Source organism: Amycolatopsis palatopharyngis (assembly GCF_003385185.1).
Classification (GTDB): domain Bacteria; phylum Actinomycetota; class Actinomycetes; order Mycobacteriales; family Pseudonocardiaceae; genus Amycolatopsis; species Amycolatopsis palatopharyngis.
In genome coordinates this window covers 107,282-131,763 of sequence record NZ_PQHZ01000013.1, presented here as the reverse complement: position 1 = coordinate 131,763, position 24,482 = coordinate 107,282, and the positions used below count along the sequence as shown (strand labels likewise).

Sequence of the window (24,482 nt, the reverse complement as noted above, 5' to 3'; positions counted from 1 at the left end):
ACGTGTTCACGACGAGGCCGGAACTCGCCGGCACCCACGGGATGGTCGCGTCGACCCACTGGCTCGCGTCGGCCACCGCCATGGCTGTGCTCGAGGACGATGGCAACGCCTTCGACGCCGCGGTCGCGGCCGGATTCGTCCTCCAGGTCGCCGAGCCACACCTGAACGGCCCCGCGGGCCAGGTTCCGGCGATCTTCGCGACCGCAGCCGACCGTACTCCCCAAGTGCTCTGCGGGCAGGGCGTAGCACCCTCGGCCGCCACTCCCGGGCACTTCGCCGGGCTCGGGCTCGACCTGATTCCCGGCAGCGGCCTGCTCTCCGCAACAGTCCCCGGCGCATGGGACGGGTGGCTGCTGCTCCTGCGCGACCACGGCACCAAGCACCTGCGTGACATCCTCGGCTACGCGATCTCCTACGCCTGGAACGGCGTCCCCGTGGTCGACCGGATCACCAGCACGATCAGCACGGTGGCCGACCTCTTCGCCCGGCACTGGCCCACGTCCGCGCAGCTCTGGCTGCCCGGCGGGGAGCCGCCCGCACCCGGCTCACTGCACAGCAACCGCACACTCGCCCGTACCTGGCAGCGGTTGCTGACCGAGGCCGAAACGGTCAGTGACCGCGAGGCGCAGATCGACGCCGCGCGCCGTGCCTGGTCGCACGGTTTCGTGGCCGAAGCGGTCGACGCCTTCAGCAGGAAGGCGTTCCGGGACGACTCCGGCCGTGACCACACGGGCCTGCTCACCGGTGACGACCTGGCGAACTGGGAGGCCACCTACGAGAACGCGCTGATCACCGACCTCGGCGAATGGGGTCTCGCCAAGTGCGGCGCGTGGACGCAGGGGCCTGCACTGGCGCAGCAGCTGCTCATGCTGAACGGCTTCCGGGACGAGTTGTCCTACGTCGACGGCGTGCCTACGGCGCATACGGTCCACCTGGCCACCGAGGTCGCCAAACTCGCCTTCGCGGACCGGGAGGCCTGGTACGGCGACAGCGACGACGTGCCACTCGAACTGCTGCTGTCCCCGGAGTACACCGAGGCCAGACGAGCTCTGGTTGGTGCGCAAGCCAGCGCCGAGCTGCGACCAGGCGCGCCCGGCGGCAGGCAACCGCGCCTGCCGGAGGTCCTCGCCCGTACCCGTGGCGGTGGCTCCGGATCTGGCGCCACCGGCGAGCCGACGGTCAGTCCCACCGGCGCGGCCAGGGGCGACACCGTGCACATCGACATCGTCGACTCGTTCGGGAACATGATCTCCGCGACGCCGTCGGGCGGCTGGTTGCAGTCCAGTCCGACGATCCCGGAGCTGGGCTTCTGCCTCGACTCCCGTGCGCAGATGTTCTGGCTGGAGCAGGGCCTGCCCAACTCCCTCGCACCGGGCAAGCGGCCGAGGATCACTCTGTCGCCGTCGATGGCGTTGCGCGACGGTGAGCCGACGATCGCGTTCGGCACCCCCGGCGGTGACCAGCAGGATCAGTGGCAGGTGTGCTTCTGGCTGGCGCACACACTCGGCGAGCTGAACCTGCAGGAGGCCATCGACTCCCCGGCCTGGCACACCACGGCGTTTCCCAGTTCGTTCTATCCGCGTTCGTGGAACCCACGCGAGCTGGTCGTGGAGTCCCGGCTGGGTGCTGAGGCGATCGAGGACTTACGGGAGCGCGGGCACGAGGTGCTGGATGCCGGTCCGTGGGCCCTCGGCCGGTTGTCGGCGGTGTCCCGCGACAAGGCAACTGGCATTCTGCGCGGTGCGGCGAACGCGCGCGGTATGCAGGGTTACGCGGCCGGCCGCTAGGCCGCACTTCAGGCTAGGTCGAACGCGGCACGGATCGCCTCGGCGAGCTGGGTTTCCTGCTCGGGCAGGAGGAAGCCGATGTGTCGGCCGAGAACGCTTCTGGGCACCGTCACGATGTTGTCGCAACTGATGACGCTGTCGTGGTCGAGGCCGTTCGCGCCGTCGACGGGAATCTCGGTCGACAGGCCGCGAATGGTGCTGGTGATCGGCGCGACGCTGACTCGCGTCAGATGAGGGCGCACCATCTCCCGGGTGAGGACGAGTACCGGGCGGGTCTTGTCCAGCCGTGCGAGGTGGATCGGCCGCATCAGTCGAGGTCATCCATGGGAGTGCGCGAGGCGAACTCCGCCAGTTCGTCCATATCGTGATCGTTGTGTAAGCCGCTGAGGATGGCGACGTCCCGAGCGGCGATCGTTCGCCGTCGTTCTCGTTCGACCGCCTGCGCCACCACCGCTGCCCTGCTACTGGCGGCACCGTGTTCGACGGCCCGGTCGATGAACTCGACCAGATCATCGGGGAGGCGTACCGCGATCTGCTTGGTCATACCACAATGGTACCAGCCTGCTACCACAATGGGATTCGGTTCGCATCCCGAATATCGAACCCACCGGCGCTCAGCTAGCCGTTGGGTCCTCGGCGATCACCCAGTACTCGACGAACCGGTCCCCGTCGCGGCGTAGCAGGTCGTGGCCGTGGAACTGCGACGGCGAGCCCTGGTATCGCCCGGTGGCCACCCAGCGCCCCGACACCAGGTCGCCCTGCTCGATCGGCCCGACCTCGATGTCGAAGCTCAGCTCGTCGAACATCTCCCTGCCCTGCCGGATCACCGCGGCCAGCTCGTCCGGACCGTGCACCAGAGCGGTGTTGCCGGGCCAGTTGCCGACGAAATCGTCGGACACCACACCACGCGCGATCGCGGGCAGCTCGGCGAGGTCACCGTTCCACAGCTCGTGAATCCAGCGTTCGTACATCCTCGGCGCCGCCGTCATCAGCCCTCCCACAGCCAGAACTCGATGCCCTGGTCGTCCACGCAGTCGGCAGTGCGCCCGTAGGGCTCCTGCTTGGTTTCCCGCACCAGCCCGCCCCGAGCGGCCACCCGTTCGACGGCGCTGTCCAGGTCGTCCACGGCGTACATGAGCTTCCAGCCCGGGTAGTCCTGACCGCCCCAGATGCCCGCGTCCGGCAGGCCGCTGCCCTCGACCTGCCAGGCTCGCGGCACCGTGCCCGTGGCGAACTGCCAGCCGAGTACGGCACCGTAGAACGACCTGGCCGCCTCGTCGTCCGGTGCCGTGAGGGTGAAGTAGGCGGCGTGACCGTGCCGTGGCGCGGGTGCTCCCGCCGAGGACCGCCTTGGTGCCTGGCTGACAAGCCAGCGCTGGCCGAAAGGATCCCGAATAGTGCCGGTTCGCCCGTGTCCCCGGTCCTCGGCCGGGCTGAGTACCTCGGCTCCTTGATCGACGGCTCGCGCCAGGGTCGCGTCCACATCGATCGTCTCCACCCGCAGCGAGGCGCCGCCGGGGCCGGCGACGTGGCCGACCTCCGGGAACTCCTCGGCCATCATCAGCACCGAGTCGCCGATCGCCACCTCCGCGTGCCCGATCCTGCCGTCCTCCATCACGATCGGCTCGCCCCTGTGCTCGGCGCCGAACACCTCCACGTAGAAGTCGAGCGCCCGCCAGGCGTTGTCCACGACGAGGTAAGGGCTGATCGAGTGGTAGTCCGCTCGCGGGACCGCCTGCGTCGATTCGGTGATGGTCATGGCTTCTCCGGTTGTCGTCGTCGGGGACGGCAGGATGAGGCTGCGCAATCGTTCCCGCAGGTCTTCGGCGAACGCCGGATCCGGGTCGATCGGCTGGTGCGGCCTGCGGAGGGCGGCCAACGGATCGTTGTCAGTCATCACAGCCCTCCTTCCTCTCGTACTCGGCCCGGAACGCGGACCGGGCCCGGACCAGCAGGGCTTCGGTGGCGTGCACGGTGCGGCCGAGGATCTCGGCGACCTCCGGCACGCCGAGTCCGTCCAGGTAGCGCAGGGTCAGCGCCGACCGGTGATGCGGCCCCATCGCGGCGAGTACCTGCCGGGCCCGCAGGGCATCGAGTTCGGCGTCCCATGGGTCCACCGACTCTGGTTCCGTCTCGTGCATGAGCCGCAGACCGCGTTGTTCCCGTTCCCGGTAGCGCCAGTGGTCGGCGAGCTTGTGCCGTGCGACCCCGATCAGCCAGGGGACGCTGACCGCAGGTGCATGCGGCTTGCGGGTCGCGGCGACGGCACCGAGGAACGTCTCTGAGGTCAGCTCCTCGGCGAGCGCCCGGTTTCCGCACCGGGACAGCAGGTAGCCGTAGACCTCCGGCAGTGCCGCGTCGTAGGTCTCGAGCAGCACGAATGCCGGGTCCCGGTGCACCCGTGGTTCGCTCACATCCCCATCGTCGTCCCGCGGGCGACTTCTCCGACGGGTACCGAGCCGACTTTCTGTGAATTCCACCGGACGCGCACAGTGATGAGGTGCTTGCGGGCGTGGTGGGGCCGCAGCACCGAGTAGACGCTCACCAGCCAGACGCCGTGCTTTGCCCGGACCCGGCGCAGGTAGTCCTCAGCGCAGGCGCCGGTGTAGCGGACGAGCCAGCCCTCCCACAGCGCGGAGCGGTGCTCCAGTACGAAGCCCATATCGTCCACGAGTTCGGTGTAGAGGTGCTCGCGGTAACCCTTCGCCCGCTCGAACCGGTACTCCAGCTCGTGCGGATATCCCCAAACGATCACGCGGCGAGCGTGCGCGGGAACCCGCAGGGTCGAAACCTTCGACTGTCGGCCTTTCGACTTACCATCCGTGCACGCGCGATCTCCAGCGGTGACGAACGGGGTTTCGAGGGGTGGTCAGGGGTGGGGGAGCCGAGAAAGCCGAACTTCCGGATGCGCCAGCTCGCGCGCACCCTGCGCAGGCTGCGGGAGCAGGCGCGGCTGACCCAGGAGGAGACCGCGCGGCGGCTGCGGCTGTCCGAGGCGAAGCTGAGCCGGATCGAGCACGGGCAACTGCCGAACTACCACGAGTTCCTGGCGATGCTCGACCTCTACGGCGTGATCGTCTCCGACTACGACGAATACGTGCGCATGTACGACCGAGCCGAGGAACGCGGCTGGTGGCACGCCTACGGAATGGACGATCGAGGATTTGTCAGCATCGAGGCCGAGGCATCGGTGGTGCGGACATATGAAGTAGGACATGTGCCTGGCTTGTTGCAGACAGAGTCCTACACGCGTGCCACCTTCGCGTCGGCACGAGTGCCGTTGACTGGCCAGCAGTTGGAGAACCAGGTCACCGTGCGTCTGCGGCGGCAACGACGGCTGGTCGAAGAACCGCTGCTACACGTGCACGTGGTGATGGACGAGGCGGTCCTGCACAAACCGACGTGCGATCACGATCAACTGACCAAGATCGGACACGATTCGCACTTGCCAAACATGATCGTGCAGGTGATTCCAGAGCAGGTCGGTGTTCACGGGGGCCTGTACAGCAACTTCCTGGTGGTGGGATTCCCGCAAGCGGCGGAGCCCGACCTCGCATATGTCGAGTACGGCTTCGGCTCACTGCAAATCGAGAAGGAGTCGGACGTCCGCGCTGCTAGGCTGCTGTTCGAGCACCTGGCGAGTGTCGCGCTCGATGAGCGGGAGTCACGCAAGCTGATCGAGCGGATCGCCGCCGAGTAGCCAACCTAGCCGGGAGAGGCCGATGCCCACCGTGAACCTCAGTAGCGCCGAGTGGCGAACGAGCAACTACAGCGGTGGTGAAGGTTCCAACGGCGATTGCGTCGAGGTGGCTTGGCGGACGAGCAGCTACAGCGGTGGCGAAGGTTCCAACGGCAACTGCGTCGAGGTGGCCTTCGTCGGTCCGGCGGTGGCGTTGCGGGACTCGAAGGCCCCGACCGATGGCGCATTGGTCGTTTCGGCCCAAGCCTGGCGCTTGTTCCTTCAGCACGGTCGTTGACGGGCGTACCTTTTCTGAATGTTCGCGGGCTATTGGCTGCTGGGCGAGGTCGTACTCGCCGCGCTGATCGCCGCCGCGCTGATCGCGACGGTCCTGGTCGTGTTGCTCAAGTTTCGATCGAGGTCGGCCCTCCGGCCCGAATCCGCTCCCGGACTCTGGCAGCGGGACGAGCTGTTCGAGTACGCGCGCTCGGCCGGGCTGCACATACGCGAACACGGCAGGCCGGGGGAACTGCCTCCGCCGGTGGACATCACCGCGTACCGCATCCTGCAGGAGTCGCTGACCAACGTGATCGAGCATGCCGTGCAGCCAAGCGTGGTCGACGTGCGGTTCGACCGGCATGGCCGGATGTTCGAGCTGGTGGTGCGCGACGACGGCAAGGGCGCCAGCACGGCACGGATGGGCGACGGCCTGCGCGCGATGGACGCCCAGGCCACCGCCCTCGGTGGGCGGGTGGACGTACAGACGACCAGCGCGGGCGGCTATCAGGTGCGCGCGCTCCTGCCGGTGTCGAGGCCGAAAGTCTGACCAGGCAAGACGCGGGTCATCTGTGCTTGAGGTGCAGCGCGACCCGAACCACGAACACGACGGCCAGCACGGAGACGAGAGCGATCTCCAACGGCATTACCGGACTCCTTCCACCCGTCCCGATGCTGCGCCTGTGAGCGCAGGCATACCGGGACATCGGAACCCGACACGGCCGATCTCACCCGTTGGGGGACGGGTGAGACCGAAGCGCCTCAGTCCCGCTGGGTCGGCGGAGCGAGTTCGAGCTGGTCGGCGAGCAGGTCCTCGAACTTCTGCTTGGTGCTGGCCGGGTCGGTGCCGAACTGCTCGACGATCACGACCTTGTCGTACAACACGTACACGCCACGGAACACGCTCTTCTTCGCGGTCTCGCCGGTGCCGTAAACAGGCACGCCCTGCAGCGACAGCTCCGGCCGCGCCGGAATGCCGCCCTCCTCCTGGGTGGCCGCATATGCCTGTGCGGCGGCCGCGGCGGCCTGCGGATCCTTCACCTTGAGCGCGAACAGACCGACGACGTAATCCCCGTCCGCGGTCGTCTTGAGCAGGCCTTCGCTCATATCGGCTTCGGAGAGCGCCTGGATCATCGGCTCCGGCAGCAGCTTGTTCTCGGCCAGCTTGTCGATGTCGAACTCGCCACCACCGCTGCGCTCCTCACCCGGCGGGTCGACGAGCGCGGTGTCCAGATCCGCGGGATCCGGCTTGACCGCAGGCGGTTCCGGCAGTGGTTCGCTGGTGGGCGCGGGAGGCTGCTGGCTGGTCTCCTGAGCGGCAGGCGGCTGCGAATCCTGTCCGCTGTCCTTGATGAAAAGCAGCCAGACGGCCACGCCGAGACCGGCGAGGAGCACGACGGCGAGTGCGGCGAACGCGATCTTGCGGCCTTTACCGGAGGATGGCTTCGCCTCGAACGTCTCAGGCCCCTGGGCGACCCAGCCGGAGTCGTGGGACTGCGGCGCGATCGGGGGAAAGTCCGAGCCACCCCAGGGCGGACTCACGTCCTCCTGCGCGGCGTTCCATGGCTGGCCCTGCTGTGGCTGCTGACCCTGCTGCAGGTGGGGCGGCGGCGCGAAACCGCCGGGTGGGGAGACGGGACCAGCACCCGGCTGCTGCGCGGGGAAGCCCCCTGCCGGCGAGGGTGGCGGCTGCTGCGGTTGCTGCTGGGGTGGCTGGGCCTGCCAGTTGGGCACAACCTGGGTGCGTTCCACACCGTTGTCACCCGGTGTCCCTGTGGCGGGGCTGTCCTGTCCCTGGCCCTGCTGAGGGCTGACCGGCTGGATGATCTGTGTCGAGTCGGCGGGCGGGCCACTGCTGTTGCCCTGCTGCGGCTGCTCCCCTGAACTCACAGCCGACGAGAGGATCTGATCGCGACGAGATCGGTACTCATCGGCGCTGAGGCTGCCCGAAGCCAGGTCCTCGTCCAGCTTGCGCAACTCTTCCTGCCAGGCCACCCCGGCACCCCCTTTGGGATAATCTCCGTACGCGTTCCGGGCCTCAACACCCCGACGATGGGAAACCCAGCACATTGTGCACCGCGACGACGGGACGGCTGCCGCCGACCACCCTGTCGTAACGTACTGTGCGGCCCGCCGATCATGCCGCGTCCGCCCGCACACGCCGTCCTGCTGGAATACGGTTGTTATCGAGGGTTCTGCGCGAGCACGGCACCGATGGCGTCGATGACGTCGTTACGCAGGAGCGGTGTCGCACCACCGGCCACGTTCCGCTCGGCGAGTTCCACCAAGATGACGTCGCGATCGGCGAGCAGATTCGCCGCGTTGGTCGCAGGGTCACCCGCCACGGTCTCGGCATGCACGATCACCAGGTCCTGGAAGCCCGCGGCGAGAAACGGGCTGGCGAACTGCGTGAACGAGTCGGCGATGAGGCCCGTCCTGTCCGCGACGGTTCCGGTGCCGGACGCTTTGCCGGTAAGCCGCAGCGGTGCCCGGAAGTCGCTGGCCACGTACCGCTCCTGGTTGGTCTCGCCGTCCGGTGCCAGCTTGTACTTGCGCATCTCGCGTTGCTCCGACCTGCCGAGCAAAGGGGGTAGATCCGCAGGCCACTTGCTCATTTCGCCTGGCGCGACCTCCCACGTCGAGGTGACACCGGTTTCGAGTTGTTCGGCCAGCGAGTACGTCATCGTCAGGCCGCCCTCGTAGGTCCAGTGGGTGTCGTTCGGGCCGTAGAGGGGGTGGCCCACCCTGGCCGCCGTCCTGGCCAGTTCGGGCCTGAGGTCGATCGCCCCCGCCTCGCTGGTGGCTCGATTCCAGAACAGTTCCGACAACGCGGTCGAGCAATCCTTACCCGCGTAGTTTCCGGGAAGGTTCTCTGGGACGACGGTGCTCTTGTCGGGCGCGATCACGAGTTCGAACCGCCGCCCGGATGACTCGACCACCTGGCGTAACCGCTGCAGCGCGTCGATCACCTGGCCCAGTTCCAGGTCCGGCTTGCACTTGTTGCTGACGTCCGCGCCGAGGTAGAGCCAGTCGTCCTTGCCGAAGATCATCTTTGGGTAGAAGGTGTTTCGCCGCTCGTCGGAATTCGGCCCACCAGGCACCTGGGGATCGATCCCGACGGGCCCGGAAGGGGTGCCCCGGCCCGACTCCGGTGAGTCGCCGAAAACACCGGTGCTGACTCCGTTCGCCACGTGCACGCCGGCCTCGCGCAGTGGCAGATGGTCACTCGCCCACCCGGGAAAGGATGTGAAGAAGGCCCATCCGTTGCCGGGAGCGGGGAAATCCTGCAGGTCGCGGTTCTCGAACGGCTCCGGCCGCACTCCGAGGACGAAGGCCATCGCGGGGGCGAGGAAGAAGACGAGGGCGCAGACCAGGGCGGTGCGCTGGCGGCGACTGTGCCGGGGCCGGTACAGACTGTGTTCGTTCGGCAACCACGCTTCCGGGGTGGCAGGCAGGCCGCCGTCGGCGGGCGTGAGCGGCGGGGGACGACTGACCACGGGCACTACGGTATCCGGTGCCCGAAACCGCTGTGGTCGCTTCCACGCATTAGCCGCCGGAGCGGGCGAGGCGCGAACACGCGCCAGAACGGTCCGGCGGATTTGGGCACCTCGATCCGGTACGGCCCTTAGCTCCCGTAACCTGCCCGCATGGGAATGGGGACCCCGCAGCAGCGGCTCATCGAATGGACCGGGGAACGATGCGTGCCGTGGACACCCGACGTCCAGGTGATCTACGAGCACTATCACCGGTATGCGTTCGCCCTGCGGTTCACCGAGGGCAAGCGGGTCCTCGACCTGGCCAGCGGTGAGGGCTACGGCTGTGCGCTGATGGCCGCGAAGGCGAGTTCGGTGGTCGGACTGGAGATCGACCCGGTCACCGTCGAACACGCCGGTAGGAGCTATCCGTTCGGCAACCTGAGGTTCGAGGTCGGCTCGATCGTCGACCCGATGGCCCTCGCGGACGCTGCCCCGTTCGACGTGATCACCTGTTTCGAGGCCATCGAGCACGTCGCCGAGCAGGACCAGCTGATGGAACTGGTGCGCAACCGGCTCGCGCCGGGTGGTGTCTTCCTGTGCAGCACACCCGATGTCGCCGTGTACACCGAGGACCATGGCAACGAGAACCCGTTCCACGTGCACGAACTACACGAGAACGAGTTCCGCGACCTGCTTTCCAGTCGCTTCGCCAACGTCGCCGTGCTCCGGCAGAACGTGGCCGTCGGATCCCTGATCCACGACCAGGCCGCGGCTGGCTCCCCAGCTGAGTCCGAGGCCTACTCGCTGCGGGGCGGTCAGGGACAGGACTGGACCGTGGAAGCGGGAGCCCCGCACACCTACCTGCTCGCCATCGCCGCCGATCGGAAGATCGAGGCGCCGAGCACGTCCGTACTGATGGACCCGGACCTGACGCTCGTCGCCTCGGCCGCCGAACAGGCAGGAGCAGCGCAGCGCGGGCAGACCGAGCAGGTGAGGCGCGACCTGAGCACTCGACTCACCGAGGCGGAGGCCCGGGAGCGCGAGCTGACCGGTGACCGGGACGCTGCCCTTGAGCGGGCGCACACCGCGCGCGAGGAGCACCGCAGGGTGGCCGCCGAAGTCGATCGCCTGCGCCGCAAGAACGAGCACGACGATGCCAGGCTGAGCTGGTTGACCGGCAACATCGCCGAACTGCGGCGGACCGTGCACGAGCTGGCGACCCAGAACGCGACGCTCCGGTCCGAGCATTCAGCGATGGCACAGCGGATGATCGGCCGGTACCGCTCGACCGTTGAACGCGTCGCTCCCCGGGGCACGCGACGGCGCGACGCCTATGAGTTCGCCCTCGGCAGGCAGACCGGAGCACTCCCCGAGGTGGCCGCCCAGCCGGGCCCGGTCGCCGTCACCACGAGCGACGAGCCGCTCGTCAGCGTGATCATCCCGACCTACGGGAACTGGTCATACACGCGCCGCTGCCTCGAATCGATCGAGGTCCACCTGCCGGCGACGCCGTTCGAGGTCATCGTCGTGGACGATGCCTCCGTCGACGACTCCGCCGAACGAGTGGCGGGCTGCGCCGGGGTGCGGCTGGTACGCGCTCCCCGGAACCTGGGGTTCGTCGGTGCCTGCAACCTCGGCGCGGAGCAGGCAAGGGGAAACCTCCTGATGTTCCTCAACAACGACACCGAGGTGCGCCCGGGCTGGCTGGACACGCTGGTCGAGGTGGTCGAGGACCACGCGGACGTGGGCCTGGTCGGTTCGAAGCTGGTTTATCCGGACGGCCGCCTGCAGGAGTGCGGCGGCATCATCTGGGCGGACGGCACCGGCTGGAACTACGGCAGAAATGGGTTCACCCACGAACTCCGCTACCAGACGCTGCGCGACGTGGACTACTGCTCGGGCGCGGCACTGCTGGTACGCGCCGATCTGTTCAACCGGATCGGCGGTTTCGACACGAGGTACGCCCCCGCCTACTACGAGGACACCGACCTCGCCTTCGCGATCCGGGCCGCGGGCTTCCGCACCACAGTGCAGCCCGCGTCCGTGGTCATCCACCACGAGGGCGTGTCCAATGGGACCGACGTCTCCACGGGGGTGAAGCGCCACCAGGAACTCAATCGATCGGTCTTCGTGGACAAGTGGGCGTCTGTGTTGACGGAGCACCTGAGCGAGGCGAGTCCACGTAATCTCTGGCTGGCCAGGCAACGGACGAGTAGGGGCCACCACGGCGGACTGGTCCTCGTCGCGGATCACCAGGTGCCGCGGCCGGATGAGGATTCGGGCTCGATCCGAATGGTCAGGCTGCTTGAGTTGCTCGTCGAACTCGACCAGCGAGTGGTGTTCTTCCCGATCAACCATGCGATTCCGGAGAAGTACGTCGCGCCACTGCAGAAGCTCGGGGTGACCGTCGTCGCCGGTCCCGCCGAGCAGGCCGAGTTCCTCCGTGAGGCGGGCGCCGAACTCCGCCTCACCATCCTGTCCCGGCCCCAGGTGGCCTGGCAGTTGCTGGAGAACGTCCGCGAACACGCACCGGATTGTGTCGTCGCGTACGACACGGTGGACCTGCACTTCCTCCGCCTCACCCGGCAGGCCGATCTGGCAGCGCAGGTCGGTGACACCGCAGCCGAAGCCACCTTGCGCAGGCGGGTCGAGGTGTTGCGCGAGATGGAACTGGGACTCGTCCGGACCACGGACCTCACGTTCACCGTGTCCGACGTCGAACGCGACCTGCTCGGCGAGCTGGTGGACTCCGCACACGTCGAGGTGCTGTCGAACGTGCACACAGTGGACGGTGCGCAGGCCGTGCCGGACGGCCGGTCGGACGTGTTGTTCGTCGGCAGTTTCGATCACATCCCGAACCGGGACGCCGCACTCTGGCTGAGCAGGGAGATCATGCCCCTTGTTCACCGGCGCAGGCCGGACGCGGTCGCCCACATCGTGGGCAGCAACCCGCCGCAGGAGATGCTGGACCTGGCCGACGGCGGTGTGGTTGTGCACGGCTGGGTGGACGACCTCGAATCGTCCTACCGCTCGGCCAGGGTCGTCGTCGCCCCACTTCGGTTCGGTGCCGGAGTGAAGGGCAAGGTCGGCGAAAGCCTCGGGCACGGCGTACCCGTCGCCGGTACCGAACTTGCTGCGGAGGGCATGCACCTGGTTGCCGGCAGGGACATCCTCATCGGAGACACGGCCGAGGACCTCGCCTCGGCGATCGTCACCCTGCTCGACGACGACTCGTTGTGGCTGCGGATGTCCGAGCACGGCAAGGATGCCGTGCTCCGCAGATTCGGTTCCGATGTCGCCAGGAGCACCCTCTCCGGGGTGCTCGCCCGGACGCGCTCGCACTAATCGGGGAGGGGCTCAGACGTGCCGACCTCTCACCGCAAGGCCGTGGTGCGCGACCACGCCGACCCCAACATCGGCTTCGCCTGGCTGCGGATGATCGGCGCGACGCTCGTGGTCATCGACCACAGCTCCCCGCTCGTGCACCCCGAACGGCTCACGGTCTTTCCGGCGAGCTGGCAGGCCTCGCCTGGGTACATCGCGTTGATGGCGTTCTTCGCGATGAGCGGCTACCAGATCAGCGACAGCTGGGCCAGGGACTCCTCGTGGTGGCGCTTCAGCGCCAGGCGCCTGCTGCGAATCCTGCCGCCGTTGCTCGTCGTCGTGATGATCACCGTGTTCGTGATCGGGCCGATCTTCACCGTGCTTTCCAGCGCCGACTATTGGGCGAACCTGCAGACCTGGCGCTATCTGCTGGGGACTTCGTTGCTGCTGTTGCTGCAGCACACCCTGCCCGGAGTCTTCGTCGACAACCCCTATCCGTGGTCGGTGAACGGGTCATTGTGGACGTTGCCGATGGAGTTGATCGGCTACGGAATCGTGCTCGTGGTCGGGCTGGTGATCGCGTTCGGCGTGACGCGACTGGTGATCCTTCCGCTGCTGGCAGGACTGGTCGTCCTGGACGGCATGTTCCAGGCGACCTTCGGCTTCAACGGAGACGCCGGTTCCCTGCTCAGCGTGCCGACGGGATCGCTGGTGTCCTTCATGGTGCCGTTCGTCATCGGAATGGCGATGCACACGTTCCGCGACCGGATACCGTTGCGCCCGCTCGTGGCGGGGGTTCTCTTCGCCTGCTGGGTCGGAGCGCATTGGACTCCGCTGGACCGATACCTGCTGCCCGCGGCGGCCGGCTACGGCGCCATTGTGCTGGCCCATCACTGGCCCCGGCGCCTAGAGGTCAGCGGATGGCTGATCTTCGGCAGCTACGGCATGTACATCTGGGCCTTCCCGGTGCAGCAGATGATCATCCACAGTGGAGTGCGTGATCAGTGGGTGCTGATGGCACTTGCCGTTCCCATCTCGTACGCGTGCGGAGTGCTGTCCTGGCTACTGGTCGAGGTACCCACGCAGAAACTGCGCAGGTACCTGCGGGCACCGAAGCCCGTGTTGTCGCCCGGCGCGGCCGAGATCACCCAGCCGATCGCCAGGGTTCGCGCACCCTGACGAGCGTGACCTGTGGCTCAGGATCTCCGGGAAGGTCCTGACAAAGCGGACACGATCTGTAACCTGGGCGGTCGTCGCGACTGTCTGCGCGCTGGGGATTGGGGGAGTTGGAATGGTCGCGGGAGGGGAACCGCTTCCCCGCCGATCGCACAGCGGATACGCGGACCGCAACCTCGGCTTTGCTTGGCTTCGCCTGGTGGCTGCCTTCATCGTGATCACCAATCACAGCGCGGGACTGGCCATGTACAAGGGTGCCTCCCTCGTGCCGTCCTCTTGGCAGTTCGCGCCGGGGCACCTCGCGCTGATGGTGGTGTTCGCGATGAGCGGTTACCAGATCAGCGGTAGCTGGCAGCGCGACCCGAGTTGGTGGCGGTTCTGTGCGCGGCGACTGCTCCGGATCCTGCCTCCGGTCCTGGCTCTCGTCGTGATCACGGTATTCGTGATCGGCCCGATCTACACGACGTGGTCGTTGGGGGATTACTGGGCCGACAAGCAGACCTGGCGGTACCTCGTCGGCACCTTCCTCGTGCTCCTGCTGCAGCACGACCTGCCCGGTGTCTTCGCTGACAACCCGTACCCGTACTCGGTGAACGGGTCGATCTGGACGTTGCCGATGGAGCTGGTCGGTTACGGGATCGTGCTCATCGTCGGCTTGCTGCTCGTGCTCCGTGTCCCACGGCTGGTCGTTCTGCTTCCGCTGACGGTGGGAGTGTTCGTCCTGGACACGCTCATCAAGGCGGATGGGGGCGATGCCGGCTCGCTCATAATCAGCCTGCCGACCGGCCCGTTGGTCGGCTACATGGTCCCGTTCGTGCTCGGGATGGTGCTGTACTCGTTTCGCGAGAAGATCCCGTTGCGCCGGTTTCCGGCCCTGGTGCTGTTCGTCGCGTGGCTGCTGCTGCGCACGTCGTCCTTCGAGCAGTTCCTGCTGCCGATCATGGCCACCTACTGCGCCGTCGTAGTGGCTCACCACTGGCCGAAACAGCTGGCGGGGAGTGCGCCTTGGGTGATGGGCAGCTACGGCACGTATCTCTGGGGGTTTCCGGTGCAACAGATGATTGTCGCAGCCGGAGTTCGCGATCCCTGGATACTCGTGGCCTGCGGGGTCGTGGCCGCCTACGTCTGCGGCGTCCTCTCCTGGCGCCTGGTCGAGGTACCCAGTGCCCGGCTGCGGAAGTACCTGCGGAAACCGCAGGCAAGGAAGCCGTCGTCTGCCCCGGCTGCCGGGGAGGTCAGCCAGGAGGCAGCACAGCGCCAAGCGAATCGATCGTCCGGTTCAGTTCCGCGGTGAGTGCTCTCCGATCACCCTCGCGTGGTTGCGACACCCAAATGTTCACCGCGGTCTCGTTCGAGGCGTACCAGGACATATGCATTCTCCGGTCGCCGGACTCGGTGCTCAGTGCCGGTTGCGTGGCGTCGAGCTGAGCGTATCCGCTGCTCGACGCCAGACCGCGCATGTCGTCGGCGAGTGCTTGGGCGCTGTTCGCGTCGGGTGTGGGGATCACCAGCAGGAAGTAAGACCTGTCTCCTTCGGTCGAACCCCGGTGGATGACCTTGGTCGCATCGTGTTCGCGGAAGGTCGCCGCTGCCTGTTCGGGGTACAGATCGAGTTCGACACCCTTGTCGATCGACAGGGTGGAGTTGTTCGCGCTCGCCCTGCCCGGCAGCGCTGGTAGCCGGTCCTCCAGTGCGACCTCGGCGGAGTCGCCGGGTATCGCGTTCGTGCCGGGCTGCGCGGCCGAACCGCCGGAGTCTCCGCCGTCACGGCCCAGCCACCAGGCACCACCGATGATCAGCGCAAGCACCAGCAGCACGCCGAGCGAGATGAAGATCCAGGTCGGTTTCTGGCCGCTGCCGCGGGATGGCGTATGCGGCGCGGTGGCGGCTGGACCGCCGGATGCCGGCATCCGCTGCCTGGACGGTGTCAGCGGCGGCAGGGCGGGCACGGGGCGCAGCACCTGTGTGGGCTGGTCGAGTGCTGGGTACGCCATGGACTCGGTACGCCGGTGATCGGCCGGGCTCGGCGCGGTTGTCGGCCTGCCGTTGTCCAGCAGTGCGGCCGCGGGTGACTGTCGTTTCGGGGCTTCCGCCGGTGCCGGTTCCGGAGCGGGCGGCTCGGGGGCCTGCGCCGGCTGCGGCTCGTGGCCGGGGTTCGTGCTGCGCCAGGCCGTTTCGCTCCGGCGAAGGGGCGATACCCTGGGAGAGGCCATCGCCCCGCCCGACGCCGACGCGAGCAGTTCGTCGCGCAGCCTTCGATGCTGGTCGTGGGTGATTTTCCCGTCGGCCAGCTCCGCATCGAGGCGCCGCAGTTCCTCCTGCCAACCCATCTCCGACCCCCGCTCGTGACCACTGCGCTCGTCGCCCGCCCGAGTGTGCCCGGGTGCTGCCGCCAGTACAGGTTATTGCGCGGGTCGATCCGGGAATGTGAGGTGGCCGGGCTGCGTACAGTTGAAGTATGTCGTGGTTTGGTCGAGACAAGACACGGTCCGTTTCCGCCGATGAGGCGCTCCCCGGCCGGGATGCGCCACTGGCCGTGCCGGAGCGGCACGCGGTTCACCACGATCGGCGGATCAAGCCCCCGTTCCCGGAAGGCATGCGTACCGCCGTCTTCGGGCTGGGTTGCTTCTGGGGCGCCGAGCGGCTGTTCTGGCAGACCCCCGGGGTCCACTCGACGGCGGTCGGCTACGCGGGCGGGCACACCCCGAATCCGACGTACGAGGAGGTCTGCAGCGGCCTGACCGGGCACACCGAGGCCGTTCTCGTCGTCTACGACCCCGCGCAGGTGAGCTACGAGACCCTGCTGAAGGTGTTCTGGGAGGGCCACGACCCGACCCAGGGCATGCGGCAGGGCAACGACGTGGGTACCCAGTACCGCTCCGCGATCTACTACACCGACGACGCGCAGCAGGTGGCGGCCGAGACGTCGAGGGATGCGTTCCAATCGGCCCTCCGGTCGGCAGGCCAGGGCGAGATCAGCACCGAACTGGCCCCGCTGCGGGAATTCTTCTACGCCGAGGACTACCACCAGCAGTACCTGCACAAGGTGCCGGACGGCTACTGCGGCCTCGGCGGCACCGGTGTCAGCTGCCCCGTCGGACTTGGGATCCAGGAGGGTTAGTCCCCCGGCTGCACTGGCCGTGGCGCTGCTCCCGGCTCGCGCAGCCGGCGCTCACCTCAGCGCGGTCCTGACGAGTGCCCCGATCTCTGGTCCCGCCTGTGCCACGGGGTCGCCGTGCGCGTTCCAGATGCCCGAGCGGCCTGCCGTTTCGCTGAAGCCGCAGCCGGTGGGACCGGCGAAACTGGCCGTCGCGACCCACACGCCGTGGACGCCCGCCACCCGGCGGGCGCGTTCGTCGTGCACGGCTTCCTCGGCAGCGGAATGCACGACACCAGCGACGTAGATGTCGATGCCGAGGGCGACGCTGTCCGCCGCGTGCTGGACGACACCGGTGTCCTTGCAGATGGCCAGCCCCAGTCGTAGGCCGTCGACGTCGAGCACGGCAGGCTCGGTTCCCGGGGTGAACCGTTCGGTTTCCTTGGCTCCCAACCACATCTTCCGGTACGCCACCCTCGCCCCGGCACCGTCGACAGCCAGCATCGCGATGTGCGATCGCCCCGCCTCGTCCAGAGTGGGGGCGCCCGCCAGCGCGATCGACCCCGTATCGGCGCAGGCTTGCACCAGCGGTGCGAGACGGGGGTCGTCGACGGCGATCGCTTCGGCGTCGAGTTCGTAGCCGGTCAGGGAGAGCTCGGGAAAGACCACCACCCTGGCCTCGGCAGCCCGCACGGCGTGCGCATGTGCCAGCGCGTTCGCGGCGGAGTCGTGGCTCACCGTCAGGGGCTGGGCCACCGCGATGACGAAGGGATCATCCACCCTGCCGAGATTACGTGCGCCACGGGCGACGGCCTCGCTCAGCACGTCCTCCCGACGGGCAAACCAATTACTGCCGATTGGCTCTGGAGTCAAGGCAGAGCCGGGCAGAGGATGGTGGACATGAGCGAGGAAACGACCAGTACTTCCGTCGGGCACGTGTCCATCCCAAAGACGATCGCGGCTCTGTCCGGCCCCTTCCGGCCACAAGACCTGGCGTTGGTGAACGACACCGTCGTACGCGTCGCCGAGCTGCATGGCGAGTTTCCCTGGCATCACCACGACGAGGACGAGTTGTTCCTCTGCTGGGACGGCAGCTTCCGGATCGAGCTGGAAGGGCGGGACCCGGTCGTCCTGAACGCGGGTGACCTGTTCGTGGTGCCGAAGGGAGTTCAGCACCGGCCCGTCGCCGACGAAGCCGCGCACGCCCTGCTGATCGAACGGCCGGAGACGAAGCAGTACGGGAACTGAGGTGTTCGGTAGCCGGGCAGCCCTACCTCGCTAGCATGTCGTCGCGTCCACGAGCCCGTGGTCGACGAGGGGGGACGGGTGCACAACGAGGTCAACTCCCGCAGGCCGAGAGTGGTAGCGGGTAGATACGCGATCCTGGACGAGCTCGGCCGGGGCGGCATGGGAGTCGTCTGGCGCGCCGACGATCGGGTCATCGGCCGTCAGGTCGCGCTGAAGGAGCTGCGCGCGCCGCTCGGCGCGGGTGCGGCCGAGCGAGCGACCTACGTCGAGCGGGTGCTGCGCGAGGCCCGCACCGCGGGCAGGCTGAACGATCCATCCGTCGTGATCGTGTACGACGTGCTCACCGAGCAGGACGTCACCTACATCGTGATGGAGCTCGTCAACGCGCCCACCCTGGCCGAACTGATGGCGCAGCAGGGGCCGCTCGACGCCGCCAGGGTCGCGGATATCGGCGCGCAGGTCCTCGGTGCCCTGCAGGCGGCGCATGCGGCCGGAATCGTGCATCGTGACGTCAAGCCCGCCAACATCATGGTGCTGCCGAACGGCCGGGTGAAGCTCGCCGACTTCGGGATCGCCAAGGCGATGGACGATCCGAGTCTGACCATGACCGGCGGCATCATGGGATCGCCGGGTTACATGGCTCCGGAGTTGTTCGCCGGGGCGAGTCCCGCGCCCGCCTCCGACCTCTGGTCGCTGGGCGCGACCCTGTTTCACGCCGTGGAAGGGCAGGCTCCCTTCCGGCGCGACAGCACGGCGGCCACCGTGCACGCGATCATGTACGAACAGCCGCAGGTGCGCCGTTGCCGGGGACAACTGGCCGTCGTGGTCCAGGGGCTGCTGACCCAGTCCATGCCGGACCGGCTGACCGCGGAGCGGGCGATGCCCCTGCTTTCGGCCGTGGCCGGCGCAGACGCCACCCAGGCCTTGCCGGTCGAGGAGGCACCCACCCGGTACGTCGACGCCGCCACCGCTGCCGTGCCGAACGAACCGCCGCCCGCACCGTGGCACGACTCCGGGGCAGGGGCTGACGTCGAATCCGCTCCGCCCGGGAACGAGCCGAGGCGGCGTCGCGGTCTGCTCCTGCTGGCGGGCACCGCGGTGGCGGTGATCGTGGCGCTCGGGGCGATCTTCCTGATTCCACCGGACTCCGAGCGCGGCGCCGCCACGGCGGCGGACACCGATGACTCCGGCGCGTCCGCGCCTGCCGAGCTCGATGCGACGACCCGCGCCGGCGCGACCCCGGAGAACCCGGCGACGTCGAAAACACAGGCCGCCACAGGCGAGACCGCCGAGCGGGTGGAAGCGGGCCCGGTGGACAGGGCGGACAAGTCCGGGAATGCCGGCGAGAGTGACCCGGGGACGGGGAAAGACGTGGAACGCACCGAGGACGGCGCCCCCGCGCAACCGGCCGCGCCCAAACGCGACCTGCTTCCGCTGACCAGGTACAACCACCCCGAGGGGCCGCATTTCAGCGGGACCAGCAACGTCGACGTGCCACCCGGTTTTTCCGCCGAAGGCGTGTTCGGCTCGCTCGCGGCGGCTCCCGAGCAGGGAGCCCGGAAGCTGTACGCGTGCACGCTGGCCAATCGCGACGGGGACTGGTTCTCCTCCATCGACCAGTCGGGCGGTTGCGAAGGACAGCGGGCGATCGGCCTGCTCGGCTACATATTCGCGGCGGCGCCGGAGGGTGTGTCATCGCTGCCTCTGTACCGCTGCAACGCGGGTGACAGCCACTTCGACTCGCTGAACTCGAACTGTGAGGGCGAGACCCGCGAACTGCTGCTCGGCTACCTCATCACGAGCTGATCGGCCGGCACGGTTGTCCCATTCGTGACCGCGTATTGAGTAGCGATACTCAAGGCTTCGCCCGCTCCGCGTTCACTCTCGCCAAGTCCGCGTGGATGCCGCATGAGCAGGACAACGCCGTCACGGCCACCTCGAGCGGGTGGCCGTGACGGCGGCGGACCGATCCGTCAGCGGAAGTTGATGTCGCTGCAGGAGTAGAACGCGTTCGTGGTGTCCGCGACGTCCCACACGGCGTAGATCATGTGGTGGCCCGACTTGCCTGCCGGCAGTGTGCCGCTGTGCCGGACGGTGAAGGGCGGACGCTGGCCGTTGAACGGGACTGTGAGGAACGGTTCCAGCTCCAACTGGGACCGGGTCAGCGGTTGGTTCGGGTTCCAGCCGTCCTTGGTTACGTAGTAGTGGAACTTCGTCGTCGCATGCGCCGCGGTGAGGGTCCAGACGAACTCGAACCGCTGGCCACTGGTCAGATTGGTTTTCGGCCACGCCTTGCTCTGGTCGTCCAACTGGGCGAAGCGGCTGTTGTTGGCCGAGCAGAGTTCGCCGTCACTCGGACCCCGGCTGGGGAACCCCTTCGGGCCCTCGACGCTCTGTGGCTCCCACTGGATTGCTCCACAGTCGCTGACGTTGCCGAGTTTGCAGTGGTAGGAGCGGCTGGGTGGGTTGTTCGTGTAGCCGTGCGCGTTCGCCACACCGGCGAAGGCCAGCGGCAGGATCAGGGGCACCAGGCCGAGTACGCCGATGCCGAATGCCCGCCGGATTCGCTTCCCGAGCATTGTTACTCCTCTCGCAGGGGGTACCGCTGAGTGTCAGCTACTGCGAGATTGGTGTAGACCACTGAGCGGCCTACAACTGATGTAGCAGGGATACGGCAATTCGGGTTCACGCTCTACCCCGAACGGGGTATAACCCGGTGTATGACGCCCGCGGCTGTTGCGTTCCTGGCAACCACCGCGCCGGGCGGACAGAAAACGGACAAGAAATCGAGAGGTGCTATCTGGGGAAGCGGCTCGCTCTCGCGGCACCGCGGGGCGGGTTCGGCGCTCGTTCGGCCTGCCGACCTGCCGGGACTGCTGAGAGCGGACGACGGGACTCGAACCCGCGACCCTCACCTTGGCAAGGTGATGCGCTACCAGCTGCGCTACGTCCGCACTGCACCGTTCGCCGGTGCGGGGCACAGTCTATACAGGTCGCTTTCAGTCCTTGCGAGCCACCCGGTCGGTGGGACTCTTGTTACGGCGGGCGTACAAGGGGTGACGACGGCCGCTTCGCTCCGTATGGTGTCAACATTCAACCGAAAGGGTTACGGACCCGGAGGGGGTGCCTGGCTGGATGACGGTGTCGAATCCGCGCCGGGACGACATGCGCGCAGCGCCCTCGGCGGCCGACGAGCCTGCGCTGCTGCAGCGCCTGCGTGAGGGCGATGACGCGGCTTTCGGCGAGCTGTTCGAGCTGCACGCGGTGGCCGTCCGCCGCCTTGCGCTGGGGATGGCGTCGGACCGTTCCGAGGCCGAGGACATCACCGCGGAGACGTTCTTCCGGGTACTTCAGGCACTGCGCCGCGGCTCCGGTCCGAGGGACAACGTGCGCGCCTACCTGCTGACCGTCGCTCGCCGGGTCTGCTGGGAGTGGCACGGCGCTCGTCGCGACGTTCCGGTCAGCGACGACGAACTCACCACAAGGGCGGGCGCGGGGGCGGACTCACAGGCCAGGGCCGCGGAGCACAACCTCATCTCCCGTGCCTTCTCCAGCCTGCCCGAGCGCTGGCGCTCGGTGCTGTGGCAGACGGAGGTCGAGGGTGAGCAACCCGCCGTGGTCGCCCCGCACTTCGGTCTCAGTCCGAACGCGACCGCCGCGCTGGCCCGCCGCGCCCGGCTCGGGCTGCGCGCCGCCTACCTGCAGGCCCATCTCGCCGTGCACCGCAGTTCCGACGGCTGCCGGACGGTGATGGAAAAGCTCGGCGGCTACACCGCGGGCAGCGTCACCGGCGCCGAGGCACGCAAGATCCGCGCACACTTGATCATCTGCCCCACCTGTCGTTCCACCCATGACGAGCTGCGCGACGTCTGCTCGACACTGCGTGCGCACGCAGGTGTGGTGGCGCTGCTGGTGCCCGCATCCGCCCTGGCCTTCGGTTCGGGGGCGGGTGCGGGGATGAGTTCGTTGGGCTCCATCGGCTCCTCGCTCTCGACGGCTGGTGCCGCGGGCTCCGCAGGCGCTGCGGGTGCTGTTGGCTCTGTCGGCTCTCTCGGTTCGGGCACAGCGGGCGGGTTCGCCATGGCCGTCGGTGCGAAGGCCAAGATCGGCCTCGCGCTGGCCTCGACGGCGGCGGCTGGCGCGTTCGGAGTTGCCGTCGGCCCGGTTGTCGACAACGGCCCGACCCAGACGATCGGGCTTCCCGGCGGCGGTACCGCGGAGTTGAGCATCGCACCGTCGACAGCAACGCCGATCCCGCGGACCTCGGAGGTAGCGGGGACCGGCTGGCGAGTGCCCGTGGTGCCTGGGCCGTCAAGGACAGAACAGCAGGATCCCCCGGAAGCCCCCGGGCAGCAGCGGGCGAACGAGTACGAGGCTCCGCGGCAACTGGAGCTTCCTGGCAAGGCCGAGCCGGACCGGACCGTGATCGGCGGTCACGAGCTACCCGGTACCAGCAGCGCACCGGAGGACCGCGAGACCTCGGACTCCGAGCCGCGTATCGACAAGCCGGACGAGAGCACGCAGGACACCACCGTACTGGACACCACGAGCAGCGGATCCGGTGAGCCATCGACGGGGCCGTCCGACACGTCGACCAATCCGGTCACCCCGACCATCCCGATCACCCCGAGCGAGAAGACCACCGGACAACCGGGCGGCGGCGCGCGGGCGACCGACGAAACCAGCGCACACGACAAGCCCCGGCCTCGCGACACGATCGAGCGCTCGGGTGACACCCCAAGGGACTCTGACACCACAACGGACTCCGGTACCGCTCGGGACGACGGGGAAAGTTCCTCCGATGGGCAGGCACGCAGTGACCTGGAGTCCGCGGATACGTCCCGGGACTCCGGTGAACAGGCGCGACACCCCATCATTCGGATCATCGTGATCCATGGCTTCGTCGCAGACGGTGACACGCGAGCTGACGACGCTGGGCTGGACGAGTAACGCCCGTTCTGGCGTCGCGCGCCGACTGTTGATCACGGTAATGTTGAGGCGAGTCATGCGACCGGCACCGCGGTCGATCGGTTAGGGCAGTGAGCGTGGTGCAGCCCCGTCGGCGAGTGAGGCGAGATCAGAGCGCACACCCGTTCCAGGAGGAGACGATGACCCGGCTGGTACAGGGTTCGGACGGCCGGGCCTGGGAGGTCCGTGCCCAGATGGAGTGGCGCAGGCCTGCCACAGCGGATGATTTCGAGCACGATGTCGCGGCGAGCTACGCGCCGGGAGTCGCGATGATGGTCGTGACCCTGATCCTGGCGCTCGTCCTGATCATCTGGATGCCCGAGGACGTCATCGTGCCCAGCTGGATACCACTGGCACTGCTGGTGCTCGCGCTGTTCTTCCCGCTGCGCTGGATCCTGCGCCGTCCGTGGACGGTCGTGGCCGAGACGGAGGGTGACCCGGAAGGGGACCGTCCGTCCGAGCGCTGGGTAGGGACCGTGCGCGGCGTTTTCGGCGTGCGCGGTGAGGTCAACAAGATCGCAAAGTCGATTCAGCGGCACGATCTACCGGACTTCGAGGGTCCGCTGCACCCCGTGGAGTGAGTCATGCCGGAGTTACCCGAGGTCGAGGCGCTGGCGCACCACCTGCGTGAGCATGCTGTCGGGCGTACGGTGACCCGGATCGACATCGCCTCGCTCGCCGTGCTGAAGACCGTCACGCCACAGTGGACGGAGTTGCACGGCAAGCCGGTAACCGGCGCGGCCCGGCACGGTAAACACCTCGACCTCGTCGTCGATGACGACCTGCACCTGATCGTGCACCTGGCCAGGGCGGGCTGGCTGCGCTGGTCGGACGCGTTGTCCCCGGTGCCGCCTAAGCCGGGTCGTGGGCCACTCGCGCTGCGCGTGCACCTCGGCGGTGCCGGTTTCGACCTCACGGAGGCGGGCACGAAGAAGGGCCTCGCTGTGTGGATCGTGCGCGATCCGGCCGAAGTGCCCAGTATCGCCCGGCTCGGCCCCGACGCGCTCTCACTGGATCGGACCGGGCTGGAGCAACTGTTCGCCGGCCGCACCTCGCGGCTCAAGACCGTGCTCACCGACCAGTCCGCGCTGGCCGGTATCGGCAACGCCTACTCCGACGAGATCATGCACACGGCGAAGCTGTCGCCGTACGCGACGGCAGGCAAGCTCCCCGCGGAGGCGCTCGACCGGCTGGCCGAGGCCATGGAGTCGGTGCTCACCAGCGCAGTCGAGCGGTCGGTCGGTCAGGATGCCGCTCGGCTCAAGGGCGAGAAGCGCTCCGGCCTGCGGGTCCACGGCAGGGCGGGGCTGCCGTGCCCGGTCTGCGGGGACACCGTCAGGGAGATCTCGTTCGCCGACAAGGCGTTCCAGTACTGCGCGACCTGTCAGACCGGCGGTAAGCCGCTCGCCGACCGGCGGCTGTCCCGGCTGCTCAAGTAGGCGGCTCACGAA

General features: G+C 68.0%; 24 protein-coding genes and 1 tRNA gene. 13 read left to right on the top strand and 12 right to left on the bottom strand.

The features are described 5' to 3' along the window. Positions 1 to 2: 2 nt before the first annotated feature. The gene (locus D0C15_RS13095) at positions 3 to 1,787 is read left to right on the top strand and encodes a gamma-glutamyltransferase family protein (protein WP_116044617.1); all 1,785 of its coding nucleotides are present in this window, start codon (positions 3 to 5) and stop codon (positions 1,785 to 1,787) included. An 8-nt stretch (positions 1,788 to 1,795) separates the two neighbouring features. On the opposite strand, the gene D0C15_RS13090 is transcribed toward D0C15_RS13095, so the two are convergent. The 6 genes from D0C15_RS13090 to D0C15_RS13065 all read right to left on the bottom strand — a co-directional run bounded on the left by D0C15_RS13090 (position 1,796) and on the right by D0C15_RS13065 (position 4,542). Continuing rightward, positions 1,796 to 2,095 carry a type II toxin-antitoxin system PemK/MazF family toxin gene (locus D0C15_RS13090; protein ID WP_116044615.1) on the bottom strand — a complete coding sequence of 100 codons (300 nt, stop codon included), beginning with the start codon at positions 2,093 to 2,095 and terminating at the stop codon, positions 1,796 to 1,798. Next, complete coding sequence (locus D0C15_RS13085) at positions 2,095 to 2,331, bottom strand: YlcI/YnfO family protein (protein ID WP_116044613.1); 237 nt, start codon at positions 2,329 to 2,331, stop codon at positions 2,095 to 2,097. Before D0C15_RS13085 ends, D0C15_RS13090 begins: the two co-directional genes overlap by 1 nt. 70 nt (positions 2,332 to 2,401) lie before the next feature. Then, entirely contained in the window at positions 2,402 to 2,776 is a 375-nt protein-coding gene (locus tag D0C15_RS13080; protein WP_116044700.1) for an ester cyclase, read from the bottom strand. After that, positions 2,776 to 3,684 (bottom strand): VOC family protein, encoded by a 909-nt coding sequence (locus D0C15_RS13075; RefSeq protein ID WP_116044611.1) that lies wholly within the window; start codon positions 3,682 to 3,684, stop codon positions 2,776 to 2,778. The genes D0C15_RS13080 and D0C15_RS13075 overlap by 1 nt, the downstream gene beginning before the upstream one ends. Further along, positions 3,677 to 4,201 (bottom strand): RNA polymerase sigma factor, encoded by a 525-nt coding sequence (locus D0C15_RS13070; RefSeq protein ID WP_116044606.1) that lies wholly within the window; start codon positions 4,199 to 4,201, stop codon positions 3,677 to 3,679. Before D0C15_RS13070 ends, D0C15_RS13075 begins: the two co-directional genes overlap by 8 nt. After that, entirely contained in the window at positions 4,198 to 4,542 is a 345-nt protein-coding gene (locus tag D0C15_RS13065; RefSeq protein ID WP_245975740.1) for a hypothetical protein, read from the bottom strand. Before D0C15_RS13065 ends, D0C15_RS13070 begins: the two co-directional genes overlap by 4 nt. A gap of 120 nt (positions 4,543 to 4,662) precedes the next feature. Here D0C15_RS13065 and D0C15_RS13060 point away from each other — a divergent pair, with 120 nt between their 5' ends. Genes D0C15_RS13060 through D0C15_RS13050 form a run of 3 tightly spaced genes read left to right on the top strand, consistent with a single transcriptional unit; the run spans position 4,663 to position 6,292 of the window. Beyond that, positions 4,663 to 5,487: a helix-turn-helix domain-containing protein gene (locus D0C15_RS13060; protein WP_245975739.1), complete on the top strand. Its 825-nt coding sequence runs from the start codon at positions 4,663 to 4,665 to the stop codon at positions 5,485 to 5,487. Positions 5,488 to 5,509: 22 nt separating this feature from the next. After that, on the top strand, positions 5,510 to 5,764 hold the full coding sequence (locus D0C15_RS13055) for a DUF397 domain-containing protein (RefSeq protein WP_116044601.1): 255 nt from the start codon (positions 5,510 to 5,512) through the stop codon (positions 5,762 to 5,764). Between the two features lie 18 nt (positions 5,765 to 5,782). After that, positions 5,783 to 6,292 (top strand): sensor histidine kinase, encoded by a 510-nt coding sequence (locus tag D0C15_RS13050; protein WP_116044598.1) that lies wholly within the window; start codon positions 5,783 to 5,785, stop codon positions 6,290 to 6,292. Between the two features lie 212 nt (positions 6,293 to 6,504). Here the strand turns inward: D0C15_RS13050 and D0C15_RS13045 are convergent, their stop codons facing one another. Both D0C15_RS13045 and D0C15_RS13040 read right to left on the bottom strand, forming a co-directional pair. Continuing rightward, positions 6,505 to 7,737 carry a DUF1707 domain-containing protein gene (locus D0C15_RS13045; RefSeq protein ID WP_116044596.1) on the bottom strand — a complete coding sequence of 411 codons (1,233 nt, stop codon included), beginning with the start codon at positions 7,735 to 7,737 and terminating at the stop codon, positions 6,505 to 6,507. Positions 7,738 to 7,925: 188 nt separating this feature from the next. Then, a complete protein-coding gene (locus D0C15_RS13040; protein WP_245975738.1) occupies positions 7,926 to 9,239 on the bottom strand; it encodes an alginate O-acetyltransferase AlgX-related protein in 1,314 nt (437 codons plus the stop codon). Positions 9,240 to 9,389: 150 nt separating this feature from the next. Between D0C15_RS13040 and D0C15_RS13035 the strand changes: the two genes are divergently transcribed. From D0C15_RS13035 to D0C15_RS13025, 3 genes are all read left to right on the top strand, one after another. Continuing rightward, the gene (locus tag D0C15_RS13035) at positions 9,390 to 12,563 is read left to right on the top strand and encodes a glycosyltransferase (RefSeq protein WP_425455382.1); all 3,174 of its coding nucleotides are present in this window, start codon (positions 9,390 to 9,392) and stop codon (positions 12,561 to 12,563) included. A gap of 18 nt (positions 12,564 to 12,581) precedes the next feature. Next, positions 12,582 to 13,721 carry an acyltransferase family protein gene (locus tag D0C15_RS13030; protein ID WP_245975737.1) on the top strand — a complete coding sequence of 380 codons (1,140 nt, stop codon included), beginning with the start codon at positions 12,582 to 12,584 and terminating at the stop codon, positions 13,719 to 13,721. A 112-nt stretch (positions 13,722 to 13,833) separates the two neighbouring features. Continuing rightward, entirely contained in the window at positions 13,834 to 15,012 is a 1,179-nt protein-coding gene (locus D0C15_RS13025; RefSeq protein WP_116044591.1) for an acyltransferase family protein, read from the top strand. Here D0C15_RS13025 and D0C15_RS13020 read toward each other — a convergent pair. Next, positions 14,954 to 16,048, bottom strand: coding sequence for a hypothetical protein (locus D0C15_RS13020; protein WP_116044587.1), 1,095 nt, complete (start codon positions 16,046 to 16,048; stop codon positions 14,954 to 14,956). The genes D0C15_RS13025 and D0C15_RS13020 overlap by 59 nt on opposite strands. A gap of 128 nt (positions 16,049 to 16,176) precedes the next feature. On the opposite strand from D0C15_RS13020, the gene msrA reads away from it, so the two are divergent. Next, positions 16,177 to 16,839, top strand: coding sequence for a peptide-methionine (S)-S-oxide reductase MsrA (gene msrA, locus D0C15_RS13015; protein WP_116044581.1), 663 nt, complete (start codon positions 16,177 to 16,179; stop codon positions 16,837 to 16,839). Positions 16,840 to 16,890: 51 nt separating this feature from the next. Here the strand turns inward: msrA and D0C15_RS13010 are convergent, their stop codons facing one another. Then, positions 16,891 to 17,595, bottom strand: coding sequence for a carbon-nitrogen hydrolase family protein (locus D0C15_RS13010; protein ID WP_116044688.1), 705 nt, complete (start codon positions 17,593 to 17,595; stop codon positions 16,891 to 16,893). 120 nt (positions 17,596 to 17,715) lie between these two features. On the opposite strand from D0C15_RS13010, the gene D0C15_RS13005 reads away from it, so the two are divergent. Continuing rightward, positions 17,716 to 18,063: a cupin domain-containing protein gene (locus D0C15_RS13005; RefSeq protein WP_116044578.1), complete on the top strand. Its 348-nt coding sequence runs from the start codon at positions 17,716 to 17,718 to the stop codon at positions 18,061 to 18,063. A 78-nt stretch (positions 18,064 to 18,141) separates the two neighbouring features. Next, positions 18,142 to 19,869 (top strand): serine/threonine-protein kinase, encoded by a 1,728-nt coding sequence (locus D0C15_RS13000; RefSeq protein WP_281270703.1) that lies wholly within the window; start codon positions 18,142 to 18,144, stop codon positions 19,867 to 19,869. 167 nt (positions 19,870 to 20,036) lie between these two features. Here the strand turns inward: D0C15_RS13000 and D0C15_RS12995 are convergent, their stop codons facing one another. Both D0C15_RS12995 and D0C15_RS12990 read right to left on the bottom strand, forming a co-directional pair. Next, a complete protein-coding gene (locus D0C15_RS12995) occupies positions 20,037 to 20,642 on the bottom strand; it encodes a lytic polysaccharide monooxygenase auxiliary activity family 9 protein (RefSeq protein WP_116044576.1) in 606 nt (201 codons plus the stop codon). Between the two features lie 302 nt (positions 20,643 to 20,944). After that, positions 20,945 to 21,017 (bottom strand) — tRNA-Gly (locus tag D0C15_RS12990). 181 nt (positions 21,018 to 21,198) lie between these two features. Between D0C15_RS12990 and D0C15_RS12985 the strand changes: the two genes are divergently transcribed. From D0C15_RS12985 to D0C15_RS12975, 3 genes are all read left to right on the top strand, one after another. Then, positions 21,199 to 23,013: a sigma-70 family RNA polymerase sigma factor gene (locus tag D0C15_RS12985; protein ID WP_245975736.1), complete on the top strand. Its 1,815-nt coding sequence runs from the start codon at positions 21,199 to 21,201 to the stop codon at positions 23,011 to 23,013. Positions 23,014 to 23,171: 158 nt separating this feature from the next. Further along, the gene (locus tag D0C15_RS12980; protein WP_116044574.1) at positions 23,172 to 23,612 is read left to right on the top strand and encodes a DUF983 domain-containing protein; all 441 of its coding nucleotides are present in this window, start codon (positions 23,172 to 23,174) and stop codon (positions 23,610 to 23,612) included. 3 nt (positions 23,613 to 23,615) lie between these two features. After that, a complete protein-coding gene (locus tag D0C15_RS12975) occupies positions 23,616 to 24,470 on the top strand; it encodes an Fpg/Nei family DNA glycosylase (RefSeq protein ID WP_116044572.1) in 855 nt (284 codons plus the stop codon). Positions 24,471 to 24,482 lie beyond the last annotated feature (12 nt).

Coding starts and splice junctions, on each gene's coding strand:
- D0C15_RS13035 (WP_425455382.1), top strand. CDS start 9,390: ATGGGAATGGGGACCCCGCAGCAGCGGCTCATCGAATGGACCGGGGAA.
- D0C15_RS13075 (WP_116044611.1), bottom strand. CDS start 3,684: ATGACTGACAACGATCCGTTGGCCGCCCTCCGCAGGCCGCACCAGCCG.
- D0C15_RS12975 (WP_116044572.1), top strand. CDS start 23,616: ATGCCGGAGTTACCCGAGGTCGAGGCGCTGGCGCACCACCTGCGTGAG.
- D0C15_RS13080 (WP_116044700.1), bottom strand. CDS start 2,776: ATGACGGCGGCGCCGAGGATGTACGAACGCTGGATTCACGAGCTGTGG.
- D0C15_RS13055 (WP_116044601.1), top strand. CDS start 5,510: ATGCCCACCGTGAACCTCAGTAGCGCCGAGTGGCGAACGAGCAACTAC.
- D0C15_RS12980 (WP_116044574.1), top strand. CDS start 23,172: ATGACCCGGCTGGTACAGGGTTCGGACGGCCGGGCCTGGGAGGTCCGT.
- D0C15_RS12985 (WP_245975736.1), top strand. CDS start 21,199: ATGACGGTGTCGAATCCGCGCCGGGACGACATGCGCGCAGCGCCCTCG.
- D0C15_RS13090 (WP_116044615.1), bottom strand. CDS start 2,095: ATGCGGCCGATCCACCTCGCACGGCTGGACAAGACCCGCCCGGTACTC.
- D0C15_RS12995 (WP_116044576.1), bottom strand. CDS start 20,642: ATGCTCGGGAAGCGAATCCGGCGGGCATTCGGCATCGGCGTACTCGGC.
- D0C15_RS13020 (WP_116044587.1), bottom strand. CDS start 16,048: ATGGGTTGGCAGGAGGAACTGCGGCGCCTCGATGCGGAGCTGGCCGAC.
- msrA (WP_116044581.1), top strand. CDS start 16,177: ATGTCGTGGTTTGGTCGAGACAAGACACGGTCCGTTTCCGCCGATGAG.
- D0C15_RS13050 (WP_116044598.1), top strand. CDS start 5,783: ATGTTCGCGGGCTATTGGCTGCTGGGCGAGGTCGTACTCGCCGCGCTG.
- D0C15_RS13085 (WP_116044613.1), bottom strand. CDS start 2,331: ATGACCAAGCAGATCGCGGTACGCCTCCCCGATGATCTGGTCGAGTTC.
- D0C15_RS13005 (WP_116044578.1), top strand. CDS start 17,716: ATGAGCGAGGAAACGACCAGTACTTCCGTCGGGCACGTGTCCATCCCA.
- D0C15_RS13025 (WP_116044591.1), top strand. CDS start 13,834: ATGGTCGCGGGAGGGGAACCGCTTCCCCGCCGATCGCACAGCGGATAC.